Below are 21,094 nucleotides of genomic sequence, written 5' to 3' on the forward strand. Positions count from 1 at the left end.
GGGTTCTTAGCTTTCGCGGTCCATGAGCTGGAGCGCGAGATGATGAAGGGGCTGCTTGCGCGCGGCAGGGGCCGCCACGCGCTCCAAATGCTGCAAAGCAGCCTGGAAGTAGTCGTTGATGAGGGCTTCGGTCTGAGGGCGGATTTCGAGCTCGTCGTAGATGCCACGCACGGCGCGCACCTTGGCATCGGCATCGGCCAGGGGCTGCCCGAGGTAGCGCGCCAGCGTGGCTTGCTGAGCCGGGTTGGCCTGGGCCTGGGCCGTCAGCAGCAGAAAGGTTTTCTTATCAGAGATAATGTCGCCGCCAACGCGCTTGCCGAAGGTCGCCGCGTCGCCATAAACATCGAGGAGGTCGTCGCGCAGCTGAAAAGCCAGGCCGATGTCGGTGCCGAACTGCCGCAGGTGCTCGGCATCTTCGGCCGAGGCGCCGGCCAGCACGGCTCCCAGCTCCAGCGCGAAGCCCAGCAGCACGGCCGTTTTCAGCCGAATCATGTCGAGATACTGCGCAATGGTAATGCTGGTATCAGTCTCAAAGTTCATGTCCCACTGCTGGCCCTCGCACACCTCGGCGGCAGTTTGGGAAAAGCGGCGCAGCACCTGGGGCAGCAGCGGCAGCGGTACGTTTTCGAATAACAATTCATAAGCCCGCACCAGCATCACGTCGCCCGACAGAATGGCTACGTTCGCGTTCCACTTCTCATGTACCGTAGGCTGCCCGCGCCGCAGCGGCGCCTGGTCCATCAGGTCGTCGTGGAGCAGTGTGAAATTGTGAAAGACTTCGGTGGCCAGCGCCGGCTTCACGAGCGGCACCAGGTCGTCGGTGAAAAGCTGACCGCCGAGCAGCGTGAGCAGAGGCCGCAGGCGCTTGCCGCCAAGGCTCATGATGTAGCGAATGGGGTCGTAGAGGGTGGCCGGCTGCTGGCCATAATCGAGCTGGCGCAGGGCCGTAGCCAGGAGAGTGGAGAGGTCGGGTTGCACGGGGGCAAAGGTCGTTTATACATATTTGTTATAGCGAGCGCAGCGCGGCAATCGCGCCTGAACGGCTCACATGAACTTCGTTCAGGCGCGATTGCCGCGCTGCGCTCGCTATGACCTGTTCAAACTATCGACGGGGCTTGCTACGCTCACGGCCGCTACCCTTGCTGCCTTTGTAACTACCGCCTTTGCTGTTGCCGTCGCGGTTGCGGGCGCTGCGGCCACCGCGGCCGGCTTCGCGCTCGGCGCGCTCGCGCTGCTTCACACTTTCGGGGCGGTTATCGACCAGCTCCATGTCGATGGTGCGGTCGAGCAGGTTGGCCGAAGTCACGATAACCTGCAGCTCGTCGCCGAACTGGATGATGCGCTTGGAGCCGCGGCCCACTATGCGGTAGTTTTCTTTATCCAGCTCCCAGGTATCGCCCGGAATATCAGAGATGCGAATCATGCCCTCGCACTTATTCTCTTCAATCTCGACGTAGATGCCCCGCTCGGTAAGGCCCGATACCACACCGGTAAACTGCTCGCCGATGTGCGTGCCGATGTACTCGACCTGCTTGTACTTGATGCTGGCGCGCTCGGCATTGGCGGCCAGCTTCTCGCGGGCTGAGGAGTGCTTGCACTCTTCCTCCACGGGCTCCACAGCTACATTCTTGCCGCCTTCCAGGTAGTGTTCCAGCAGGCGGTGGGCCATCATATCGGGATAGCGGCGGATGGGCGAGGTGAAGTGCGAGTAGTGCGCAAAGGCCAGCCCGAAGTGCCCCAGCGGCTCGGTAGTATAAATGGCCTTCGACATGGAGCGAATGGCCAGGCCCTGAATCACGTTTTGCTCGGCCTTGCCCACCACGTCTTCGCTGAGCTTATTAAGCTCGGTGCTGATTTTTTTCGGATTAGCCAGGTTGAGCTTGTAGCCGAATTTCTGAGCAAAAAGCGCGAAGTTTTCGAGGCGGTCGGGGTCGGGCGCGTCGTGGGTACGGTACACCATCGTGAAGCGCGGCTTGGTTTTCTTGAGACCAAACACGAACTCGGCCACCCGCTTGTTGGCAAGCAGCATAAACTCCTCGATGAGCTTGTGCGCGTCCTTGCGCTCCTTCACGTACACGCCGAGGGGCTTGCCATCAGGACCCAGCTTGAACTTCACTTCCTGGGTTTCGAAGCTGATAGCGCCCTTGCGGAAGCGCTCGGCCGAAAGCTTTTTGGCCAGCCGGTTGAGCAGGTTGATTTCTTCGGCGTAATCGCCCTCGCCGGTTTCGATGCGCTCCTGGGCTTCCTCGTAGCTGAAGCGGCGGTCGGAGTGAATGACGGTTTTGCCAAACCACGACTCGTGCAGCTTGCCTTTCTCATCAATCTCAAACACGGCCGAGAACGTTAGCTTATCCTCGTTGGGCCGCAGCGAGCAGAGGCCATTGGAGAGGTTCTCGGGCAGCATCGGAATCACGCGGTCTACCAGGTACACCGAAGTGGCGCGGCTCTTGCCTTCGCGCTCCAGCTCGGTTCCCAGCCGCACGTAATGCGTTACGTCGGCAATGTGTACGCCCACTTCATAATGCCCGTTTTCGAGCGTGCGCAGGCTTAGGGCATCGTCAAAGTCCTTAGCGTCGGCCGGGTCAATGGTGAAGGTGGTAATCGCGCGGAAGTCGCGCCGCCGGGCAATTTCCTCCTGGGTCACTTCGGTCGGAATGGCATCCGCTTCCGCTTCCACTGCCGACGGAAACTCGAAGGGCAGGCCAAACTCGGCCATGATGGCGTTTATCTCGGCCTCGTTCTGGCCGGCCGCGCCGAAGTTGCGAATGACGGTACCAACCGGGTTGCGGCCCTGCCCCTCGTGCTCGGGAAACTCGGTGATGCGCACCAGCACCTTGTCGCCGTTGCGCGAGTCGTGCAGCTCCTGGGGTGGCACCATTACGTCGAAATACGCCTTGCGGCTATCGGGCTTCACGAAGCCAATGGAGCCCTGCACCTGCAGGCGGCCCACCACTTCGGAGCGCTGGCGCTTGAGCACTTCCACTACGTCGCCGGTGAGGCGGCCGTCGCGCATGCCGCGCAGCCGCACCCGTACCAGGTCGCCATCCAGGGCGTAGCGCAGCTGGTCGGTAAACACGCGGATGTCGTCGCCCTGCCCATCTTCGCGCACCACAAAGGCAAAGCGCGGGGTAGCCAACGAAACTGTGCCGATTACGGTATTGCTATCGCGCACCGGGCGCCGGTCGGGGCCATCGCCCGGATGGTCGAAGCCCGCCGAGCGGCGGCGGTGAATAATAGGGTCCTGCCCAAACTCATCGTCGGGCACTATGGCGGCAACTGGCGCTTTTTTAGCCGGTTTCCGGCCCTTGGCGGCGCTGGCGGCTACTTGCAGGTCGGTTGGGTTGGCCAGGCGGTATTCGTCGTTCTGAAGCAGCTCCAGGCGGCCGGTTTTGCGCAGGGTTTTGAGGTGGGCAAACAGCTCTTCGCGCTGGTCTTTGGTAGTAATGCCGAGGCGGCGCGAAAGCTGGCGGTAAGCCAGCACCTTGCCGGGGTTATCGGCAAACTGCCGGTACACAATTTCCTGGCTGATGCTGGCCGCGGCAGCGGGAGCCGCCTTCGCGCGAGCGGCGCGGGGGGCGGCGGGGTCTTGGGGGTTTTTCATGGGGTAAAAAAGACGGCCGCCGGACAGCTTGGGGTAAGATTGACGAAGGCGACGCGTGGGTAAATGTAGAAGCGGGACTTAATCTCCGCTCACCGTATGAACGGCGATAGATAAAGGATGTTCGCAGGGTCTGGAAGACGAGCTTAAACCAGACCGTGCAGCGCAAGCGGCCAGACAGAAATAAGCCCCGCTACTACCCTACCCGCGCCGGGTCGTCGCTCGGAATCGCAGCCAGCAGCTGCTGCGTGTACGGGTGTTGCGGCCGGGCGTACACCTCAGCGGCGGGACCACTCTCCACCATTTTGCCCTGGCTCATCACCAGCAGCCGGTCGCTCATAAACCGGGCCACCGACAAGTCGTGGGTAATGAAGAGATAGGTGATGCCCAGCTCGCGCTTGAGGTCGTTGAGCAGGTTGAGCACCTGCGCCTGCACCGACACATCGAGGGCCGACACCGACTCATCGCACACAATGAGCTTGGGGCGCAGCGCCAGCGCCCGCGCAATGCAGATGCGCTGCCGCTGCCCACCGCTGAACTCGTGCGGGTAGCGCTGCTCGGCATCGTCGCTCAGGCCCACCGTGCGCAGCAGCTCGCGCACCCTGGCCTTTTGCTCGGTGCGGCTGCCGCCTACCCCGTGCACCCGCAGCGGCTCCAGGATGGCTTCACCCACCGTGAGCATGGGGTTCAGGGCCGCGTACGGGTCCTGAAACACGAGCTGAAACTCGCGCCGACGGTGACGCAATTCGCCGGCCGGCAGGCGGGCCAGGTCAGTGCCTTCAAACAGGATGCGGCCCGCGGTTGGTTCCGTGAGGCGTAGTAAGGCCCGCCCGAGCGTGGTTTTGCCGCAGCCCGACTCGCCTACGAGGCCCACCGTTTCGCCCGGATAGATAGTAAAGCTGACATCATCAACGGCGCGCACAAACTCGGTAGTGCGCGAGAAAAAGCCTTTGCGCACGGGGAAATACACGCGTAGGTTTTCGACTTGCAGAAGCGGCGCGGCGACCGTGGAACATAGATTTTGTTCCACGGGGAACGCTTTGGCAGTGTCAGAATTGCTTCGTAACTGTGTCACACCGGGCTGCAGGGCCTCCGGGGCTGCTCCGGCAGTTCTGGCTACCAGGTTACCGGCTGCATCAACCACCATAAAATCAGCTACTACCGGCAGGCGGCTACAGCCAATCGACAGACGCGGCCGGCACGCCAGCAGGCCCCGCGTGTACGGATGTTGGGGCTGGGTAAAGAGGTCGAGTACTGTTCCCTGCTCCACTACCCGGCCACGGTACATCACCAGAATGCGGTCGGCAATCTCGGCCACTACCCCCAGGTCGTGGGTGATAAAAAGCACCGCCGTGCCGTGTTCGCGGCGCAGGTCGCGGATAAGCTGGAGGATGCGCGCCTGCACCGTCACGTCGAGCGCCGTGGTCGGCTCATCGGCAATGAGCAGCGCCGGGCGGCAGGCCATGGCCATGGCAATCATCACGCGCTGCTTCTGGCCCCCGCTTATTTCGTGCGGGTAGGCTTTAAAAATCTGGGCCGGGCGCGGCAGCTGCGCCTCGGTAAACAACTCGATGGTGCGGGCTTCGGCCTCCTTCCTGCTCAGTGAAGTATGCAAAAGCAGGGCCTCCACCACCTGGTAGCCGCAGGTCAGCACGGGGTTCAGGGAGGTCATGGGCTCCTGAAAAATCATGCTGATGTCGTTGCCCCGCACCTGCTGCAGCTGCGCTTCGCTGAGCTGGAGCAGGTCCACTTCACCCAGCTTTTCCGATTCGAACCGGGCACTGCCCTTTTCGATATGCGCGGCCGGCTTTTGCAGCAGGCCCAGCAGCGCCAGCGAGGTTACCGACTTGCCCGAGCCCGACTCGCCCACAATCGCTACTACCTCTCCCCTGTTCACCTCAAACGACACGCCCGCCACGGCGCGGGTACTGCCGCGCTGCGAATGAAAGTCGATGGTGAGGTCCTGAACGGAGAGGAGCGGCATTTAGCGTATTTTTATTATATAATAAATATTCTATATAAATTCTGTAGTATCGACCGGGGCCACTACGGCATTTTGCGCCTGCGTTTGCTTGAAAAACCGGCCTTGCAGCAGCAGAATCAGTGCCACGCCGATGAAAATAGAAGAATCAGCCAAATTGAAGATAGGCCAGAGCGACACGTACTTCCCTCCTACCAGCGGCCAGGCAGCGGGCAGAAAGCCCTCGTAGATATCGACATAAATCATGTCGATAACCTGCCCGAAAAACCAGGGCGTGGGCGAGCCAAAGGGCGCATTATGGTAGATAACACCGTAGAAAACCGAGTCGACTACGTTGCCCACGGCCCCGCCCAGAATAAGCGCCATGCAGGCAATAAAGCCCGCAGCCGCCCGATGCCGCCACAAATACACGATGTAATAGCTGATGCCGCCGGCCGCCAGCAGCCGAAACGCCGTGAGCACCAGCTTGCCGTAGGGCGGGGGCAGCAGCTCGACCCCGAAAGCCATACCGGGGTTAAGCGTATAGTGCAGCTTAAACCAGTGGCCGATGAGCGAAATCTCGCCGGCGAGCCCCGGCTGCATATGCTTATGCACCAGATATTTAGAAAGCTGGTCGAGGCCAATAACCAGCAACGCCAGCAGGAAAAAAGGCAAAACGCTACCCCGGCGCGCCGGGTAGTGCGGGGGCTGATAAGAGGAATCCACGGATAAGTCGGTCGGCACAGGTGAAACTCGGGTTGCTTTGTACTGTTTTATACCGAATTAGAAGGTTTCAAAACCTTTAAAAGCGGCGAAAAATTGGCTTTGTACGAAAGAAAACCCGGCCGCATCCTCCGATGCAGCCGGGCCTCTTACACTCAGGTAGTTACTACGGTTACCTTGGCCGGCACCGAGAAGTCGTCAAACTCCAGCACTGCGCCGCCGGCTACTTCCGGCACGAATTCCAGGCGCTGGGCCTGCACTTCTTCGCGGATGTAGTCGCCAAACGAGGCTACTGCCGCTTGCAGCTCGGCGGGCGCCGTGGCGGCCAATGCAACATCGATGCGGTCCTGCACTTCCAGGCCCGAGTCTTTGCGCAGGTTCTGGAGACGGTTGACCAGCTCGCGGGCCAAACCTTCCTGACGCAATTCATCGGTAAGGGTCACGTCGAGCGCCACGGTGAGCGGGCCGTCGGTAGCCACGAGCCAGCCGGGCAGGTCCTGGGTCCGGATTTCAACTTCGTCGAGGTGCAGCGTGAGGGGTTCGCCCTCCACCTCTACAGCTAGCTCGCCCTGCTTTTCGAGCTGGCTCAGCTCGTCGGGACTCAGGGTTTGGATACGGGCACCCACGGCTTTCAGGCGCGGGCCATATACCTGGCCGAGGCGCTTGAAATTGGGCTTCACCGACTTCACCAGCACCCCGCTGGTGTCGTCCAGAAACTCGATGTGCTTCACGTTCACCTCAGCGCAAATCAGGTCTTCGACCTTGCCCACCTGCTCCTTGGTCGTGTCGTTGAGCACCGGCACCAGGATGCGCTGCAAGGGCTGGCGCACTTTCAGCACCGACTTCTTGCGCAGCGAGTGGGTAAGGGAGCTGATGCGCTGGGCCAGCTCCATGCGCTCTTCCAAGGCCTTGTCGATGAGCGAGGTATCGGCCTCGGCCAGGTAGGTCAGGTGCACCGATTCGGCGGCGACCTGGCCTTTGGTCAGGTTGCCGTAGAGCCAGTCGGCAAAGAAGGGTGCGATGGGCGCCATGAGCTGCGCCACGGTGCTCAGGCATTCGTGCAGCGTTTCGTAAGCAGCTTGCTTATCGGTGATTAGCTCGCCTTTCCAGAAGCGGCGGCGCGACAGGCGCACGTACCAGTTGGAAAGCTGGTCGGTCACGAAATCCTGGATGGCGCGGGCGGCTTTCGTGGGGTCGTAGCTGTCGTAGTGGCCGCGCACTTCGGCCAGCAGGCTCTGCAGTTTGCTTAGTATCCAGCGGTCGAGCTCGGAGCGCTCGGCTACGGGCACGCTCGGCGCGCTGCCCAGCCGGAAGCTGTCCAGGTTGGCGTAGAGGGCGAAGAAGGAGTACGTATTGAAGAGGGTGCCGAAGAAGCGCCGCTGCACTTCCGTAATGCCGGCCGGGTCAAACTTGAGGTTGTCCCACGGTGGCGCGTTGGCAATCATGTACCAGCGGGTGGCGTCGGGGCCGTACTGCGCGATGGTGGCAAACGGGTCCACGGCATTGCCGAGGCGCTTGCTCATCTTGTTGCCGCTCTTGTCGAGCACCAGGCCGTTGGCAATCACGTTTTTGAAGGCCACCGAGTCTTCCAGCATCACGGCCAGCGCGTGCAGCGTGAAGAACCAGCCGCGCGTCTGGTCCACGCCTTCGGCAATGAAGTCGGCGGGGAAATTCTTCTCGAAAATAGCTTTGTTTTCCATCGGATAGTGCCACTGCGCATACGGCACAGCGCCCGAGTCGAACCACACGTCGATGAGGTCGGGCTCGCGGTACATGGGCTGGCCGCTGGGCGAAACGAGGAAAATATCATCGACATACGGGCGGTGCAGGTCGATTTTTTCGCCGTTGGCGTAAGGGTTGTGAGTCATGACTTCGGCCGCTACGGCCTTGTCAATCTCTGCCTTCAGTTCGGCGATGCTGCCAATGCAAAGTTCCTCGGTGCGGTCCTGGGTGCGCCAGATGGGCAGCGGCGTGCCCCAGTAGCGCGAGCGACTGAGGTTCCAGTCGACCAGGTTTTCGAGCCAGTTGCCGAAGCGGCCGGTGCCGGTGCTTTCGGGCTTCCAGTTGATGGTTTTGTTAAGCTCGATGAGCCGGTCTTTCACGGCCGTAGTCTTGATAAACCACGAGTCGAGGGGGTAATAAAGGACAGGCTTATCGGTGCGCCAGCAGTGCGGATAGGTGTGCTCGTACTTCTCGGTTTTGAAGGCCGTGCCGTTGGTGCGCATCCGGATGGCGATGCTCTCATCCAATGTTTTATAGTCGGCGCCGCTTTGGTCGTGGCCGTCGTAGTTCTTCACCCAGCGGCCGCCAAACTCGCCCATCTGGGCCACGTAGCGGCCCGTGCGGTCCACGATGGGCCCGAGCTTGCCCTGGTCGTCGGGCACCATGAGCGCGGGGATGCCGTTGAGCTGCGCTACCCGGAAGTCGTCGGCGCCAAACGTAGGCGAGATGTGCACGATGCCGGTGCCGTCTTCCGTCGTCACGAAGTCGCCGGGGATAACGCGAAAGGCGTTTTCCTCGCCTTCGAAGTGCGGGAAACCAGCTTCGGGGCCGAACAGGCGCTCGTAGTGAATGCCTACTAGGTCGGCACCGGTAAATTCGGCTTCGATAAACCAAGTGCCAATACGTCCCTTCAAATCACGCGCATCTGCACCATGAGCAAAGTATTTATCAAACAATGCTTTCGCCAGAATTACATAGATTCTCTCCTTTGTGTATGGGTTGATTGTATCAACCAGATAATACACGATATTTTTCCCAACAGCTAGCCCAGTATTAGCTGGAAGAGTCCAGGGAGTGGTCGTCCAAGCTAATACATAGATTGGCGTTTGGAATTGTTCACCAGAGAGTTGTACGTCATCTTGGTTTGACTTAAATAACCATTCCGACTTCTCATCACGCACCACCTTAAACTGCGCCACCACGGTCGTGTCTTTCACGTCCTTGTACGTACCGGGCTGGTTCAGCTCGTGCGAGCTGAGGCCGGTGCCAGCGGCCGGCGAGTAGGGCTGAATGGTGTAGCCTTTGTAGAGCAAGCCCTTGTCGTAGAGCTTCTTGAGCAAGGCCCAGCAGCTCTCGATATACTCGGGCTCGAAGGTGATGTAGGGGTCGTCGAGGTCCACCCAATAGCCCATTTGCTGGGTCAGCTCGTCCCACTGCGCCTTGAAGCGCATCACGGTTTCGCGGCAGCGCTGGTTGTATTCTTCGACGCTGATTTTGTGGCCGATATCCTCCTTCGTGATGCCCAGCTCCTTTTCCACCTGCAGCTCGATGGGCAGGCCGTGGGTGTCCCAGCCGCCCTTGCGGGGCACCTGCTTACCGAGCTGCGTCTGGTAGCGACAGAAGATGTCTTTCACCGCCCGCGCCATCACGTGGTGAATGCCGGGCTGGCCGTTGGCCGAGGGCGGGCCCTCGTAAAACACGAACGTGGGCTGGCCCTCGCGGCTGCTCACGCTCTTCTCAAAGATACCGTTGGCTTCCCAATAGGCCCGCACATCGGTGGCGAGCTTGGCGTAGTCGAGCGGCTGCTTGTATTCGGGGTAAGTCATTGCTATCAGCTATTCATCGCCCGTCATGCTGAGCTTGTCGAAGCATCTCTACCGCGCCGTTGGATTAGTGACCCTAACGGCGTGGTAGAGATGCTTCGACAAGCTCAGCATGACGTTCTTTTTGCTTTAATTCAGGTAGTGCTAAGTCGTTTTTACTTTGGCCCGCTCTACGCTCAGGCGTTGCAGATTCTGGTCCATGTCGTCGTCTTCCTCGTGGTAGTTATCGTCGTAGTGGCGGATAGGGGCGTTGTCCGGGATTTTCTCGTCCTTGCCGTGCTCAAAGGTCACGAGCAGCGCGGGAAGCAGCACGAGGTTGGAGAAATTAGTTATCAGCAGCGACGCTCCCATGAGCACACCCAGCGCCTTGGTGCCGCCAAACTCGCTGAAGGCGAAGATGCTAAAGCCAATAAAAAGCACAATACTGGTGTATATCATACTGGTACCCGCCTCGCTCAGCGTATTGGTAATGGCATCGGTAACCGTGCGGCCGGCCATGGCCATCTCCTGCCGGAACTTGGCCAGCAGGTGAATGGAGTTATCGCCATCAATACCCAGCGCAATCACGAAAATGAGGGCCGTACTAGGCTTGAGCGCGATGCCGAAATACCCCATAATGCCGGCCGTGAGGGCCAGGGTAAACAGGTTAGGCGTGAGGGCATAAAAGATGGTACGAAACGAGCGGAACAGCAGCAGTACCACCACCGCTACCAGCCCGAAGGCCCACATCAGGCTTTCGCGCAGCGTGCCGATAACGTACTCGTTGCCTTTGGTAAAGATGACCGTGGTGCCGGTGCGCGTCACTTTCATGCCCGAATTGGCGAAGATGCGCTTCATGGCCGGCTCAATGCGGCGCATTATCAGCGTATCGAGCTTGTGCGAGCCAATGTCGGCTATTTTGAGGCTGATACGGGCTTTTTGCGAGTTCTTATCGACGAAGCTGTTGAGCAGCTTGTTCATCGAGCTGCCGGCCGTGCCCTGGGCGGCCGTGGTTTTGGTCGAGTCGGGGCTAGCTTTGGCTGTACTCCCCTGGGAGTTGGCCAGGTAGCTCAGGATGAAGTTCTTATCATCATTATTGGGCAGGCGGTAAAACTCGGGCTGCCCGTTGTAGAATGCCTGGGTCGCCGCCTTGATAAAGGTAACTATGCTGATGGGCGGCGAAAGCTCGGGCTGAGTGCGCAGGAAGCGCTCGAACTGGTCGATTTTCTGCAGATTGGGCAGCTTGAGCAGGCCCTTGGGCTTGCCGGTATCTACCACAAACTCGAGCGGCATTACGCCGCTGAAGTGCGCCTGAAAGAAATCCAAATCGGTATTGACCGAGCTGGATTTGGGCAGGTCATCCACCATAAACGACACGGCCTCAATCTTACGAATACCTACGCCCGCGATAACGAGCAAACCCAGCGCTGCCAGGTAAATCGTGCCGCGCTTGTGCAGCACAATGTGGTCGAGAAAGTGGACAATGCCCAGCAAGGGCTTCGAGTCGAGGTGTTCGAGCTGCTTTTCGGTAGGCGGCGGCAGATAAGTAAACACCGCCGGAATCATGATAAAGCTGATGATGAAGGCGATGAAGATGTTAATCGTCGCCACCATGCCAAACTGGTAAAGAATGGCAATATCGGTAAAAGTGAATACCACGAAGCCAATGGCCGTGGTCGTATTATTCATGAGCGTGATGAGGCCGATTTTGCGGATTACCCGCGTCATGGCCAGTATCTGGTTGCCCGATTTGCGGTAGTCGTAGTGGTAGCGCGAGAGCAGGTACGTGCAGTTGGGCACCCCGATTACCACCAGAATACTCGGGATGAGGCCCGTAAGCAGGTTTATCTTATATCCTAAAAGCACTATACTCCCCACGCAGCAAATCATCACGATGACAACTACCAGCAGCGGAAAAACCACGGCCGACCACGTTCTGAAGAACAGAAACAGCGTGATACCCATCACGATAACTACCAGCATGGCGAAGAACTTCATCTCGCCGGCCACTTTGCTCGTCATCGTGGAGCGCACGTAGGGCAGGCCGGCGTAGTGCATCTTGATGCGGGTATTCTTCTCAAACCGCTCGGCGTGGCCCAGAATATGGTTCATCACGGCCTGCCGGCGGTTGGAGTTCAGGTACCTGGGGTCGAGGGTGACGGCCAGCAGCGTGGCGCCGGTGCGCGGGGCAATAATCTGCCCTTTATAAAACTCGATGCTGTTGACCACCCGCATCAGCGAGTCGAGCTCGTGCTGCGAGCGCGGCGCCGCCTTGAAGATGGGCGTGGTCACAAACTTCGAATTGACCGTATCCTTTTCAATCTGGATAAGGCGCGTTATGCCGAGCACACCGCTCACCCCTTCCACTTTGGCCAACGTATCGGTGAGCTGGTGCAGCTGGTTGAACTTGGCCAGCTGGTACACCGAGCTGTCCTGCATCCCGAGCACGAGAATGTTGCCATCTTCGCCAAAAGTCTTTTTGAACTGCTGGAAGTACACCATGTCGGGGTCCTTCGGGCTCACCACCTGGGCAAAGTCGTAGGTCATCTCCACATCTTTGGCCTCCCAGGCCATAAACACGGTAAACACGGCAATCAGGCCCAGCAGCCACTGCCGGTACTTGATGATACAGAGGGCGATATGTCCCCACATAAGCTTAGAAGATTAGCGAAGCAGATTCAACTACTTCAATGCAGTCGGGAAAGATGCGTACCAAGCGGCAGTCAGGCTGCCTGCTAGCATCGCGGGCGGCGGCCCACCAGTGTTGCAAAATGCTCCACATTTCTTGGCGTGAGGCCCGACCCACACACAAAATGATTACAACCGGCGGCCCACTGACTAAAGCCAGTTTCTCAAAATCGCCGTCCTTGGTTACGATGGTTAAGTTATGTGCATGAGCATAGTTCCACACTAAGCTGTTGTGCCATTCATCATCAGGCAGAAAGATACAGGATTCGTTATGCCAGAAGCGCAACCGCTTGGGTAGATTAGCATCAATCAGAAATTCAGGCATTTATCTGTTATTTACAACCTATACGCCTTCTTTGCCGAGCCCGTTACTGCACCCGCAAGAAGAATTCAAGCCGCAGCTGGCAAATAGACGCGATGGTGTAAAGCTTCAAGAGCAGTTTTCAAAGCAAAATGCTGACATGCCTCAATATCTGCCAGTTCCAGAAAATCATAGTCCTCTAGTATCTCCTCCGGCTTATCACCAGCCGCCAGAAACTCCAACACAGTCTGCACTGTAAGGCGCTTGCCTCGAATGGTCGGCTTACCCCCGCACAAGTCGGGGTGAACGGTAATACGGTCGTGAATGTAGCGCAGCATAATGAGAAACAGCTAAGAATGAAGCGTAACGTAGCTCAGGGGCAGAAGGTGCACCCTACAGCTTGGCAAACACCGTCTTGAAACTCACGGCGTCCCCAATGTAGCTCCGCAAGGCGCTGATGGGCATCCGGGTTTGCGCGCGGGTGTCGCGGTGGCGCACCGTCACGGTATCGTCTTCCAGGGTCTGGCCATCGACTACAATACAAAAGGGCGTCCCGATTAGGTCCTGGCGGGTGTAGCGCTTGCCGATGGCATCCTTGTCTTCGATTACCAGGCGGAAGTCGAAGCGCAGGTCGTCGAAAATCTGCTGGGCTTTTTCGGGCATGCCGTCCTTGCGCACCAGCGGGAAGATGGCCGCCTTGATGGGTGCCACCGCCGGGTGCAGCTTCAGCACGGTGCGCTGCTTGGTGGTTTGGGCGTCGCCCTCCCCTTCCGTGATGGTTTCTTCCTGGAACGCCTGGCAGAGCGTGGCCAGAAACAGGCGGTCAGCCCCTACTGAGGTTTCAACTACGTAGGGCACGTAGTTGCCGTAGGGCTTGCCGGTGGCCTCGTCGATGTCGTTGTCGAAATACTGCTGCTTCTTGCGGCTCAGGTGCTGGTGCTGGGTCAGGTCGAAGTCAGAGCGCGAGTGGATGCCCTCAATTTCCTTGAAGCCGAAGGGAAACTCGTACTCAATGTCCACAGCGGCCTTGGCGTAGTGGGCCAGCTTGTCGTGGTCGTGGAAGCGCAGCTTGTCGGCCGGCAGGCCGATGGCCTCGTGAAAGCGGCGGCGGGCGGCCTTCCAGGTGTCGTACCACTCCCCTTCCGTGCCGGGCCGCACGAAAAACTGCATCTCCATCTGCTCGAACTCGCGCATCCGGAAAATGAACTGCCGGGCCACAATCTCGTTGCGGAAGGCCTTGCCGATTTGGGCAATGCCGAACGGAATTTTCATCCGGGCCGACTTCTGCACGTTCAGGAAGTTAACAAAAATACCCTGGGCCGTTTCGGGCCGCAGGTACACGGGCGGCGCGTCCGAGTCGACGGCCGAGCCCTGCGTGGAAAACATCAGGTTGAACTGGCGTACTTCCGTCCACTTGCCGGTGCCGGAAACGGGGCACAGAATCTTCTCATCGATGATGAGCTGGCGCACGCCGGCCAGGTCGTTGGCGGTGAGCAGGCGGCCCAGCTCGGTGGTGAGGGCGGCGCCCCGCGCCGGGTCGCCGGCCTTTTCGTACTCGGCGGCTTTCTCTTCGAGCAATACATCGGCGCGGTAGCGCTTCTTACTGTCGAGGTTATCGATGAGCGGGTCGTTGAAGCCCGCTACGTGGCCGCTGGCCTCCCAGGTTTGCGGAGCCATGAAGATGGCGGCGTCGAGGCCTACCACGTTGCCGTGCAGCTGGGTCATGGCTTCCCACCACAGGCGCTTGAGGTTGTTTTTCAGCTCCACGCCGTTGGGGCCGTAGTCGTACACGGCGGCTAGGCCATCGTAGATTTCCGAAGACTGGAACACGAAGCCGTATTCCTTGGCGTGGGCAACGATATCTTTTAGCTGGGTGCTTTCGGGGGCAGTAGTGGGCTTGCTCATAAGCAGCAAAGGTAGACCACGGATTAGCGCGGATTTAATCAGATTCCACGGATTTTGTGGACGGCACCGGTTCTGCACCGTACAAGCCGTTCCCAACAGTGGGTGGCATGAGCCGAATCGGGCGCACGGCCGGCAAGTCAGCGCGTTCAAAGCCGCCCAAAGCCGCCCACAAAATCCGTGGAATCCGATTAAATCCGCGCTAATCCGTGGTCATAATTCGGTAACATGACGCTAGCATGATACCGGGTTAATTTTGTGCGCCGGTTTCCCACTCCGGCTCCCCTTATGTTCGGACTTGAACCCCATGTGCTGCTGCTACTAGCCCTGTGCCTGCTGGCCGCTTGCGCGTTTGAATTTGTCAACGGCTTCCACGACACGGCCAATGCCGTGGCCACCGTCATCTACACCAACACGCTGCGGCCCTGGGTAGCCGTGGTCTGGTCGGCTTTCTGGAACTTTATCGGGGTTTTTGCCGGCGGTATCGGCGTCGCGATGGGCATTGTGTACCTGCTGCCCGTCGAAAGCCTGGTCGACCAAAATGTGTACCACGGCATTGCAATGGTGGGCGCGCTCATCGTGGCGGCCATTATCTGGAACGTGGGCACCTGGTACTACGGCATTCCGTCGTCGAGCTCACACGCGCTTATCGGCTCCATTCTCGGGGTAGGTATAGCGTTTTCGCTATTACCGGGTGGCAAGGGCGCGGCCGTGAACTGGAGCAAGGCCGGCGAAAGCGGCATGGCGCTGCTGCTCAGCCCCATCCTGGGCTTTAGCTTCACTATTCTGATGATGTTTCTGCTCAAGCGCTTCTCGCCGAGCAAAGCCCTTTTTAAGGAGCCGCACAAGCGCAAGCCGCCGCCCCTCTTTATCCGCCTTACCCTCATTACTACCTGCACGCTGGTGAGCTTTTTTCACGGCTCTAATGATGGGCAGAAGGGCGTAGGACTTATCATGCTGATTCTCATTGGCATTGTGCCTATTCATTTTGCGCTCGACAATTCGAAGAATCCGCTTGACCTGCGCGACTCGCTTGCCAAAGTCGAATACGTCATCAAACGCGTGAACGCCGCCGAGCTAACCACCGCCGACCAGAAGCTGCTCACGGAAGTACGCGCCCAAACGGCCGACCTCGACCGGGTATTTGCAGGCAAGAATAAGGTGGAAGACCTGCCCACCAACGCGCGCTTCGAGATTCGGCGCGACATCCTGCTACTGGCCAACCGTGGCAAAAAACTCCTCGGCTCCGAGCATATCAGCCTCAGTACTGCCGACCGCAATACCTACGACGATGCCGTAAAAAGCATGAAGGGCTTTACCGATTACGCGCCCTGGCAGGTGCTGCTGATGGTATCACTTTCGCTGGCCTGCGGCACCATGATTGGCTGGCAGCGCATCGTTAAAACCATCGGCGAGCGCATTGGCAAAGAGCACCTCACCTACGCCCAGGGCGCCAGCTCCGAGCTCGTGGCGGCCGCGATGATTGGGGTAAGCACGCAGTTTGGCCTGCCCACCTCCACTACCCACGTGCTGACCTCGTCTATCGCCGGCTCGATGGTAGCCAGCCGCGGCGTTAAGAACATCAACCCCCAGATGGTGCGCAGCATCGCCCTGGCCTGGGTACTTACCCTACCCGTGACGATGGTGCTGGCCGGTGGCTTGTTCCTGCTTTTTCGCGCTATCAGCGGGTAAATAGCTCAGCCACTGTGGCCCCAACCGGCGTTGTTTACCCCAAAAAGCCAACCCGGTTAGGGTTGGCTTTTTTGCTAGGTAACTTGGCTAAGTTTTTTCCCGATAACCTGGGAATAATCCCAGGTTCACCGAGTTATCAACTTATCCACACTAAAAAACGCCTTTTTTGTGGATAACTCTTAACTTGCCAGGACAGATACTGGACAATGCCGGGAAGTTTCAGGCTTTCCGGCAGGTGGCCTATTTAGGCCACTGCACTTCCAGGTCGTCGTTGATGAAGACGCCAAAGTTGACAAACTGCAACTGGCCCTCTTCGAAGTACATATCAATCATCGACTTTTCGTAGGAGAGCCGAACCTCCCCGCCTTCCATGGTTTCGATTTCGGGCGATGCCTGGCCGTTGCGCTGCATAAGGGCCTTAATCTGATCGAGCGGCCGGCCGTGAATAGCTTCGCCAAACAAGCGCAGGTTGGGATTATCCGTCTCAATGCAGCTCAGGCGGAAGTCGTCCTCGCGGTCGAAATACAGCGAAAGTAAGTGGTCGTCTTCGTAGTAGTTCCAGGCCTGGTGCTCAAATTCGTCTTCGTCTTCCGACTCATCGATTTCCTCGGGCTCGCCCACCAGGGTGCGCACTTCGTCCATGGTAGTGCCGAAGCGCAAAGGGCCCATGCCGGTGCCCAGGATAATTTCGTTTTCCTCGATGCTGCTGGGAGTGGTGCTAGGGGTGCTCATGCGTATAGGATGTTGAAGTTGGTGCAAAGGTAGCCCGTTGGGCAGTGACTACTTCCCGTATCGGGCCTCGAAGGCGGCTTTCTGACGCTGATACTCGGGCTGGGCTTTCGCCTCGTCCCACTTCTGCTTAAAAATAGCGGCGGCTTCTACTTTATCCGCATCGGGCCGGGCGGTGCGGGGTAGCTCGGGGCGGCCGTGGGCCCCGCTCTGGCCTTTTTTATCGGCCGGCACGGGGCCCGCGTACTTTTTACCGCCGGTATGATTGGCATAGCGCCGGGCGCGGGTAAAGCCCATCTGCAAAAACTTGCGGGCCATGTCAGCCCCCACAAAGTCGTCATTCTGCAAATAAGCCTCGAAGAGCGCCCAAATGGCCGCCGCCGACGCCCGGGCCGCGGCGGCATCCTTGAAGCGCCAGTGCGGCAGGATTTCGCCCTTGTAAGGCTGCACCAGCAGCACGCCCTGCTCCCCCCTGCCCACCCGGTACAGCTCGGGGTGCGCCCGGAAGTCGGTGCGCGTAAAATCCAGGTTGTAGTCGAAAGGCATGCGCTCGTTTTGCGGGTTCGGCTTTTTTCAACGGCAGCCGGCCGGGCCGGGTTGAGGTGGCTTCTTGAACGAAAGCTTTGGCCGGCCGAAGTTTTCCACAAGTTTAAAAGATGAATTAATTTCTTTTTAAAAAATCCTTTTTGTTTTCATCCATCAGGGCAGTGGATAAGTGGATAAGCCCGGTGAGTTGTCCACAGCGTGGATAACCGGTGGGTAACTCCGGACTTATACAGTGGGTATTCACAGGCAGTGTGTATATCATTTAACTGTTTATGAGATATTTATCCTAGTTATTCACTATTCACACGGGTTATCCACGAATTCACAATCCACAGGGTAGGCCCCGTGTGAATAGTGTTTGTGAGCCCGCCGAGTTATCAACGCTTATCCACAGCGCGGCTTAGCTGCCAGCCGACCCGGATTACCAAAAAAACTTGTGCTCATTTTATCCACCAGTGCCGGGGAGCTTTCCCCACACTTTTCCACAGAAAAGCGCCCGGCTACCACCCGGCGTGGATAACCCGGTGGATAACTCGTGCATAAATGGTGAAAGCCAGCCTCAGTAACTGCAAACGCAGCTTAGTTATCCACCGCTACCAACTAAAAACGGTCTCAACCCGTGGATTGAGACCGTTTAGGCCCAGCCAGTGCTGGTTGGCGGCTGGGCAGCCAGGCGCAAGCCGCTGTTTAAAAGCTCAGCTTTTCTTCGGCTTCCCAGCCGGCGCGTACTTCCAGCAGTTTGGGGTAGAGAAACACCGGCTCGGCCGGCAGGAGCAGCTTGGGGTCGCCGCCCCGCCAGTGGCCGTCGCCATCCTGGTCGATGAGCACGCGCAGGCGGTACTTGCCGGGAGCCAGGTGGTCGAAGCGGTACGTGCCGCGCGGGTTGTGCAGCTGCGCCACCAGCAAAAACTTCTCATCGAGCAGCTGCAAGTCAAACGACTTCACGCTGGTTTGGATGGGGCCGGTAATTACCCCGCTGGGGTCCTGCTCTACTACCGGCAGACGCACCGCCCGCTTCAGGCCCAGCGACTGCCCGGTGATGGCCAGAATAGCCGTAGTATCCAGTCGAATTTCTATGTACTTCAGTGCTTTGGTATCTATATTAACCACCAGCTCGGTGCGGTTCGGGCTGAGCGTGGCCTCGGCGGGCACGCGCAACGGGTGGCTTTTAACCGAGTCTTCGGTGAGCGTGCCGGGGGCTTTACCAGCCACCAGCTGCACCGGCACCGGAAAGCGGAATCTCAGCTGGCCCTGCCGGTACACCGTGCGCGGGTTGCCGGCCAGCGTAGTGCCGGCCACGGCCTGCTTTTTGCCAGTCGCCGTCGGCACCGGAAAGCGAATGTTCAGGGTATCGCGGTGCTCGTTGCCCACGCTGTCGGCAGTAGCCAGCAGGTAGCGCCCATCGCTAATAGCAGGAGTTTTATATATAACCAGGGTATGCCCGAAGTCGGCCAGCTGGGTAGCGGCCTGTACGGCGGCCGTGGCCGCCGCATCTGCCGGGACCAGCGGCGCCAGGGTAGCCGTGCGCAGGCCTTCGTTGAACTGTATGCGCACCTGCGTGGCAGTCGATTCGATACCCGTTCGCCGGGGCGGCAGGCGGTCGGGCCGCACCAGCTTCAGCACGCGGGGTGCGGTGGTATCGCTTACCAGGAGCGGCGCGGGCAGGTAGGCGATTTTCTCGCCGTCGTCGAAGCGGTTATTATTGTTTTTATCCGTCCAGGCATATACCCGGTAGGGCGCTACGCGAATAAAACGGAGCTGAAACTGCCCTTTATCGTCGGTGCGGGTAAGGTAGTAGGGCTGGCCGCGGCGCACGGTCACGGTATCGCTGGTGCGATAGAGACCCACCACTACGTCGTTGGCCGGGCGGCCCGTAAGCAGGTCCGATACACTACCGCGCACCGCGCCCGAATCGAGGGTGGCGCCGGTGCTGAAGCTCAGGGCCTGGTATTTGGCGGGCTGGCTTTCCGTCGCATCCGAGATGGCCTTGCGGAAGTTAAACGAATACGTAGTATTGGCTTCCAGCGGTTTTTTGAACAGCAGCGATACGGCGTCGCGGTCGGTACGCACCGAGTACGAGTTGTCGGGCCGCAGCTGGGGCGTAATAAGCAGATTCTTAGTCAAGTCCTTTACCTGAATCGGCTCCGAAAACGTGAGGCGGATAAACTGTTGCTTCACGTTGCGGGCGGCGCTGTCGGGCGAGGTGGCAATGAGCCGCGGCGGCGTTTTATCGCGCGGGCCGCCCTGCGGCGAGCTGATGGCCGCGCAGCTGCCCAGGCCCAGCAGCAGGGTCAGCGCCAGTAGTGCTTCGGCTCCCCGGCTCCGCCGGCCGGCCCGTGCTTTTGATTTACTAATCAACAAAAAATAAAAAGCAGCGCGAAAACTCATCGGCAATATAGCGGCGGAAAAACTCGGTAAAAATAGGCCGCTTCCGGTGAGCCGGCTAGCTGGCGGCGGGCAGAGTCCGCTCGGCTACGTAGAGCAAGCTCGAATATTGCCCGCCGTGCTGGGCCGCGTACTGGTTAGACCGATACCCCGCTTTGAGCACGGCCAGCGGCCCCCCGCCCCGCTCGGCCGGCAGGTTGCGCTCGCTTAGCATACTTACATAATACGCATCCAGGGAAAGCGGCACGGTCTGGCTGATGCGCAGCCCGTGCCGGCTCAGCAGCGCCTGCATAGTAGCCGGCACAAAATGGTAGAGGTGGCGCGGCACATCGTACGCAGCCCAGTCCTGGCGATAGTGCTGCGCATCCAGGCTTTCGGGATTGGGCACGGCCACCAGCAGCCGGCCCCCCGGCTTCAGGGCCGCCAATAGCTGGCGAAGGGTTTCGTTGAGCAGATGCACGTGCTCCAGCACGTGCCACAGCGTTATCACCTCGAAACTGGCGGCGGGTAAGGTGGCGAGCGCCGAAGCATCCAGAATAGGCTGGCCCACGCGGGAAGCGGCATCCAGCCGCGCCCGCGGGTTGGGTTCGATACCCGTTACCTGCCAGCCGGCGCTTTTGGCCCGGGCCAGAAAATGCCCCGTACCGCAGCCGTAGTCGAGCAGCCGGCCCACCTGCCCGCCATTGAGCTTCGTGATAAGCGCCACCTTGCGGCGAACCGTGAAAAAGCGAGCCGCCTTATATACCCGGTTTACTATACCCTGCGCTTTGCTGTTGTGCGAAACGTACGCATCTGACTCATAGTAGCGCCCAATGTGCGCGGCCGTGGGGCGGGGGTTGGTAAACTGCAGGCCGCAGCCACCGCATTGCTGAATGGTAAACGTTTCCTGGCTCACCGATTTGTCCTGGACCTGAAGCCGGGCCTGCAAATCGGGGCTGGAGCATACCGGGCATTTACCTAATAACTCGCTGGTATTGAGAGATTCTAACGGCACAATAACGAAAAAAGTAGCGCGGCAAAGTTCGCAGTATTTGGACGATTGCGAA

14 protein-coding genes are annotated in these 21,094 nt (G+C 59.1%); 1 reads left to right on the top strand and 13 read right to left on the bottom strand.

From position 1 onward, the window contains the following. Positions 1–6: 6 nt before the first annotated feature. The 9 genes from F6X24_RS03675 to F6X24_RS03715 all read right to left on the bottom strand — a co-directional run bounded on the left by F6X24_RS03675 (position 7) and on the right by F6X24_RS03715 (position 14,699). Complete coding sequence (locus tag F6X24_RS03675; RefSeq protein WP_229725326.1) at positions 7–978, bottom strand: polyprenyl synthetase family protein; 972 nt, start codon at positions 976–978, stop codon at positions 7–9. Between the two features lie 124 nt (positions 979–1,102). Next, entirely contained in the window at positions 1,103–3,601 is a 2,499-nt protein-coding gene (gene rnr, locus F6X24_RS03680) for a ribonuclease R (protein WP_151086672.1), read from the bottom strand. Positions 3,602–3,794: 193 nt separating this feature from the next. Then, positions 3,795–5,582 carry an ABC transporter ATP-binding protein gene (locus F6X24_RS03685; protein WP_151086673.1) on the bottom strand — a complete coding sequence of 596 codons (1,788 nt, stop codon included), beginning with the start codon at positions 5,580–5,582 and terminating at the stop codon, positions 3,795–3,797. A gap of 30 nt (positions 5,583–5,612) precedes the next feature. Beyond that, the gene (locus F6X24_RS03690) at positions 5,613–6,302 is read right to left on the bottom strand and encodes a lipoprotein signal peptidase (protein WP_229725328.1); all 690 of its coding nucleotides are present in this window, start codon (positions 6,300–6,302) and stop codon (positions 5,613–5,615) included. Positions 6,303–6,436: 134 nt separating this feature from the next. After that, positions 6,437–9,829 (bottom strand): isoleucine--tRNA ligase, encoded by a 3,393-nt coding sequence (gene ileS / locus F6X24_RS03695; protein ID WP_151086674.1) that lies wholly within the window; start codon positions 9,827–9,829, stop codon positions 6,437–6,439. Positions 9,830–9,970: 141 nt separating this feature from the next. Continuing rightward, entirely contained in the window at positions 9,971–12,457 is a 2,487-nt protein-coding gene (locus tag F6X24_RS03700; protein ID WP_151086675.1) for an efflux RND transporter permease subunit, read from the bottom strand. A 4-nt stretch (positions 12,458–12,461) separates the two neighbouring features. Beyond that, on the bottom strand, positions 12,462–12,818 hold the full coding sequence (locus F6X24_RS03705) for a DUF5615 family PIN-like protein (protein WP_151086676.1): 357 nt from the start codon (positions 12,816–12,818) through the stop codon (positions 12,462–12,464). 65 nt (positions 12,819–12,883) lie between these two features. Beyond that, a complete protein-coding gene (locus F6X24_RS03710; protein WP_151086677.1) occupies positions 12,884–13,132 on the bottom strand; it encodes a DUF433 domain-containing protein in 249 nt (82 codons plus the stop codon). A 55-nt stretch (positions 13,133–13,187) separates the two neighbouring features. Then, a complete protein-coding gene (locus F6X24_RS03715) occupies positions 13,188–14,699 on the bottom strand; it encodes a glycine--tRNA ligase (RefSeq protein WP_151086678.1) in 1,512 nt (503 codons plus the stop codon). Positions 14,700–14,984: 285 nt separating this feature from the next. Between F6X24_RS03715 and F6X24_RS03720 the strand changes: the two genes are divergently transcribed. Further along, positions 14,985–16,388: an inorganic phosphate transporter gene (locus F6X24_RS03720; RefSeq protein ID WP_151086679.1), complete on the top strand. Its 1,404-nt coding sequence runs from the start codon at positions 14,985–14,987 to the stop codon at positions 16,386–16,388. A 240-nt stretch (positions 16,389–16,628) separates the two neighbouring features. On the opposite strand, the gene F6X24_RS03725 is transcribed toward F6X24_RS03720, so the two are convergent. The 4 genes from F6X24_RS03725 to F6X24_RS03740 form a co-directional block, all read right to left on the bottom strand. Continuing rightward, positions 16,629–17,120 carry a hypothetical protein gene (locus F6X24_RS03725; protein WP_151086680.1) on the bottom strand — a complete coding sequence of 164 codons (492 nt, stop codon included), beginning with the start codon at positions 17,118–17,120 and terminating at the stop codon, positions 16,629–16,631. A 48-nt stretch (positions 17,121–17,168) separates the two neighbouring features. Next, complete coding sequence (locus F6X24_RS03730; protein ID WP_151086681.1) at positions 17,169–17,663, bottom strand: DUF4385 domain-containing protein; 495 nt, start codon at positions 17,661–17,663, stop codon at positions 17,169–17,171. A 687-nt stretch (positions 17,664–18,350) separates the two neighbouring features. Next, entirely contained in the window at positions 18,351–20,024 is a 1,674-nt protein-coding gene (locus tag F6X24_RS03735; protein ID WP_191906446.1) for an Ig-like domain-containing domain, read from the bottom strand. An 82-nt stretch (positions 20,025–20,106) separates the two neighbouring features. Further along, a complete protein-coding gene (locus F6X24_RS03740) occupies positions 20,107–21,042 on the bottom strand; it encodes a class I SAM-dependent methyltransferase (protein WP_151086683.1) in 936 nt (311 codons plus the stop codon). Between the last annotated feature and the right edge of the window lie 52 nt (positions 21,043–21,094).

Origin of the sequence: Hymenobacter baengnokdamensis (assembly GCF_008728635.1) — a bacterium.
Classification (GTDB): domain Bacteria; phylum Bacteroidota; class Bacteroidia; order Cytophagales; family Hymenobacteraceae; genus Hymenobacter; species Hymenobacter baengnokdamensis.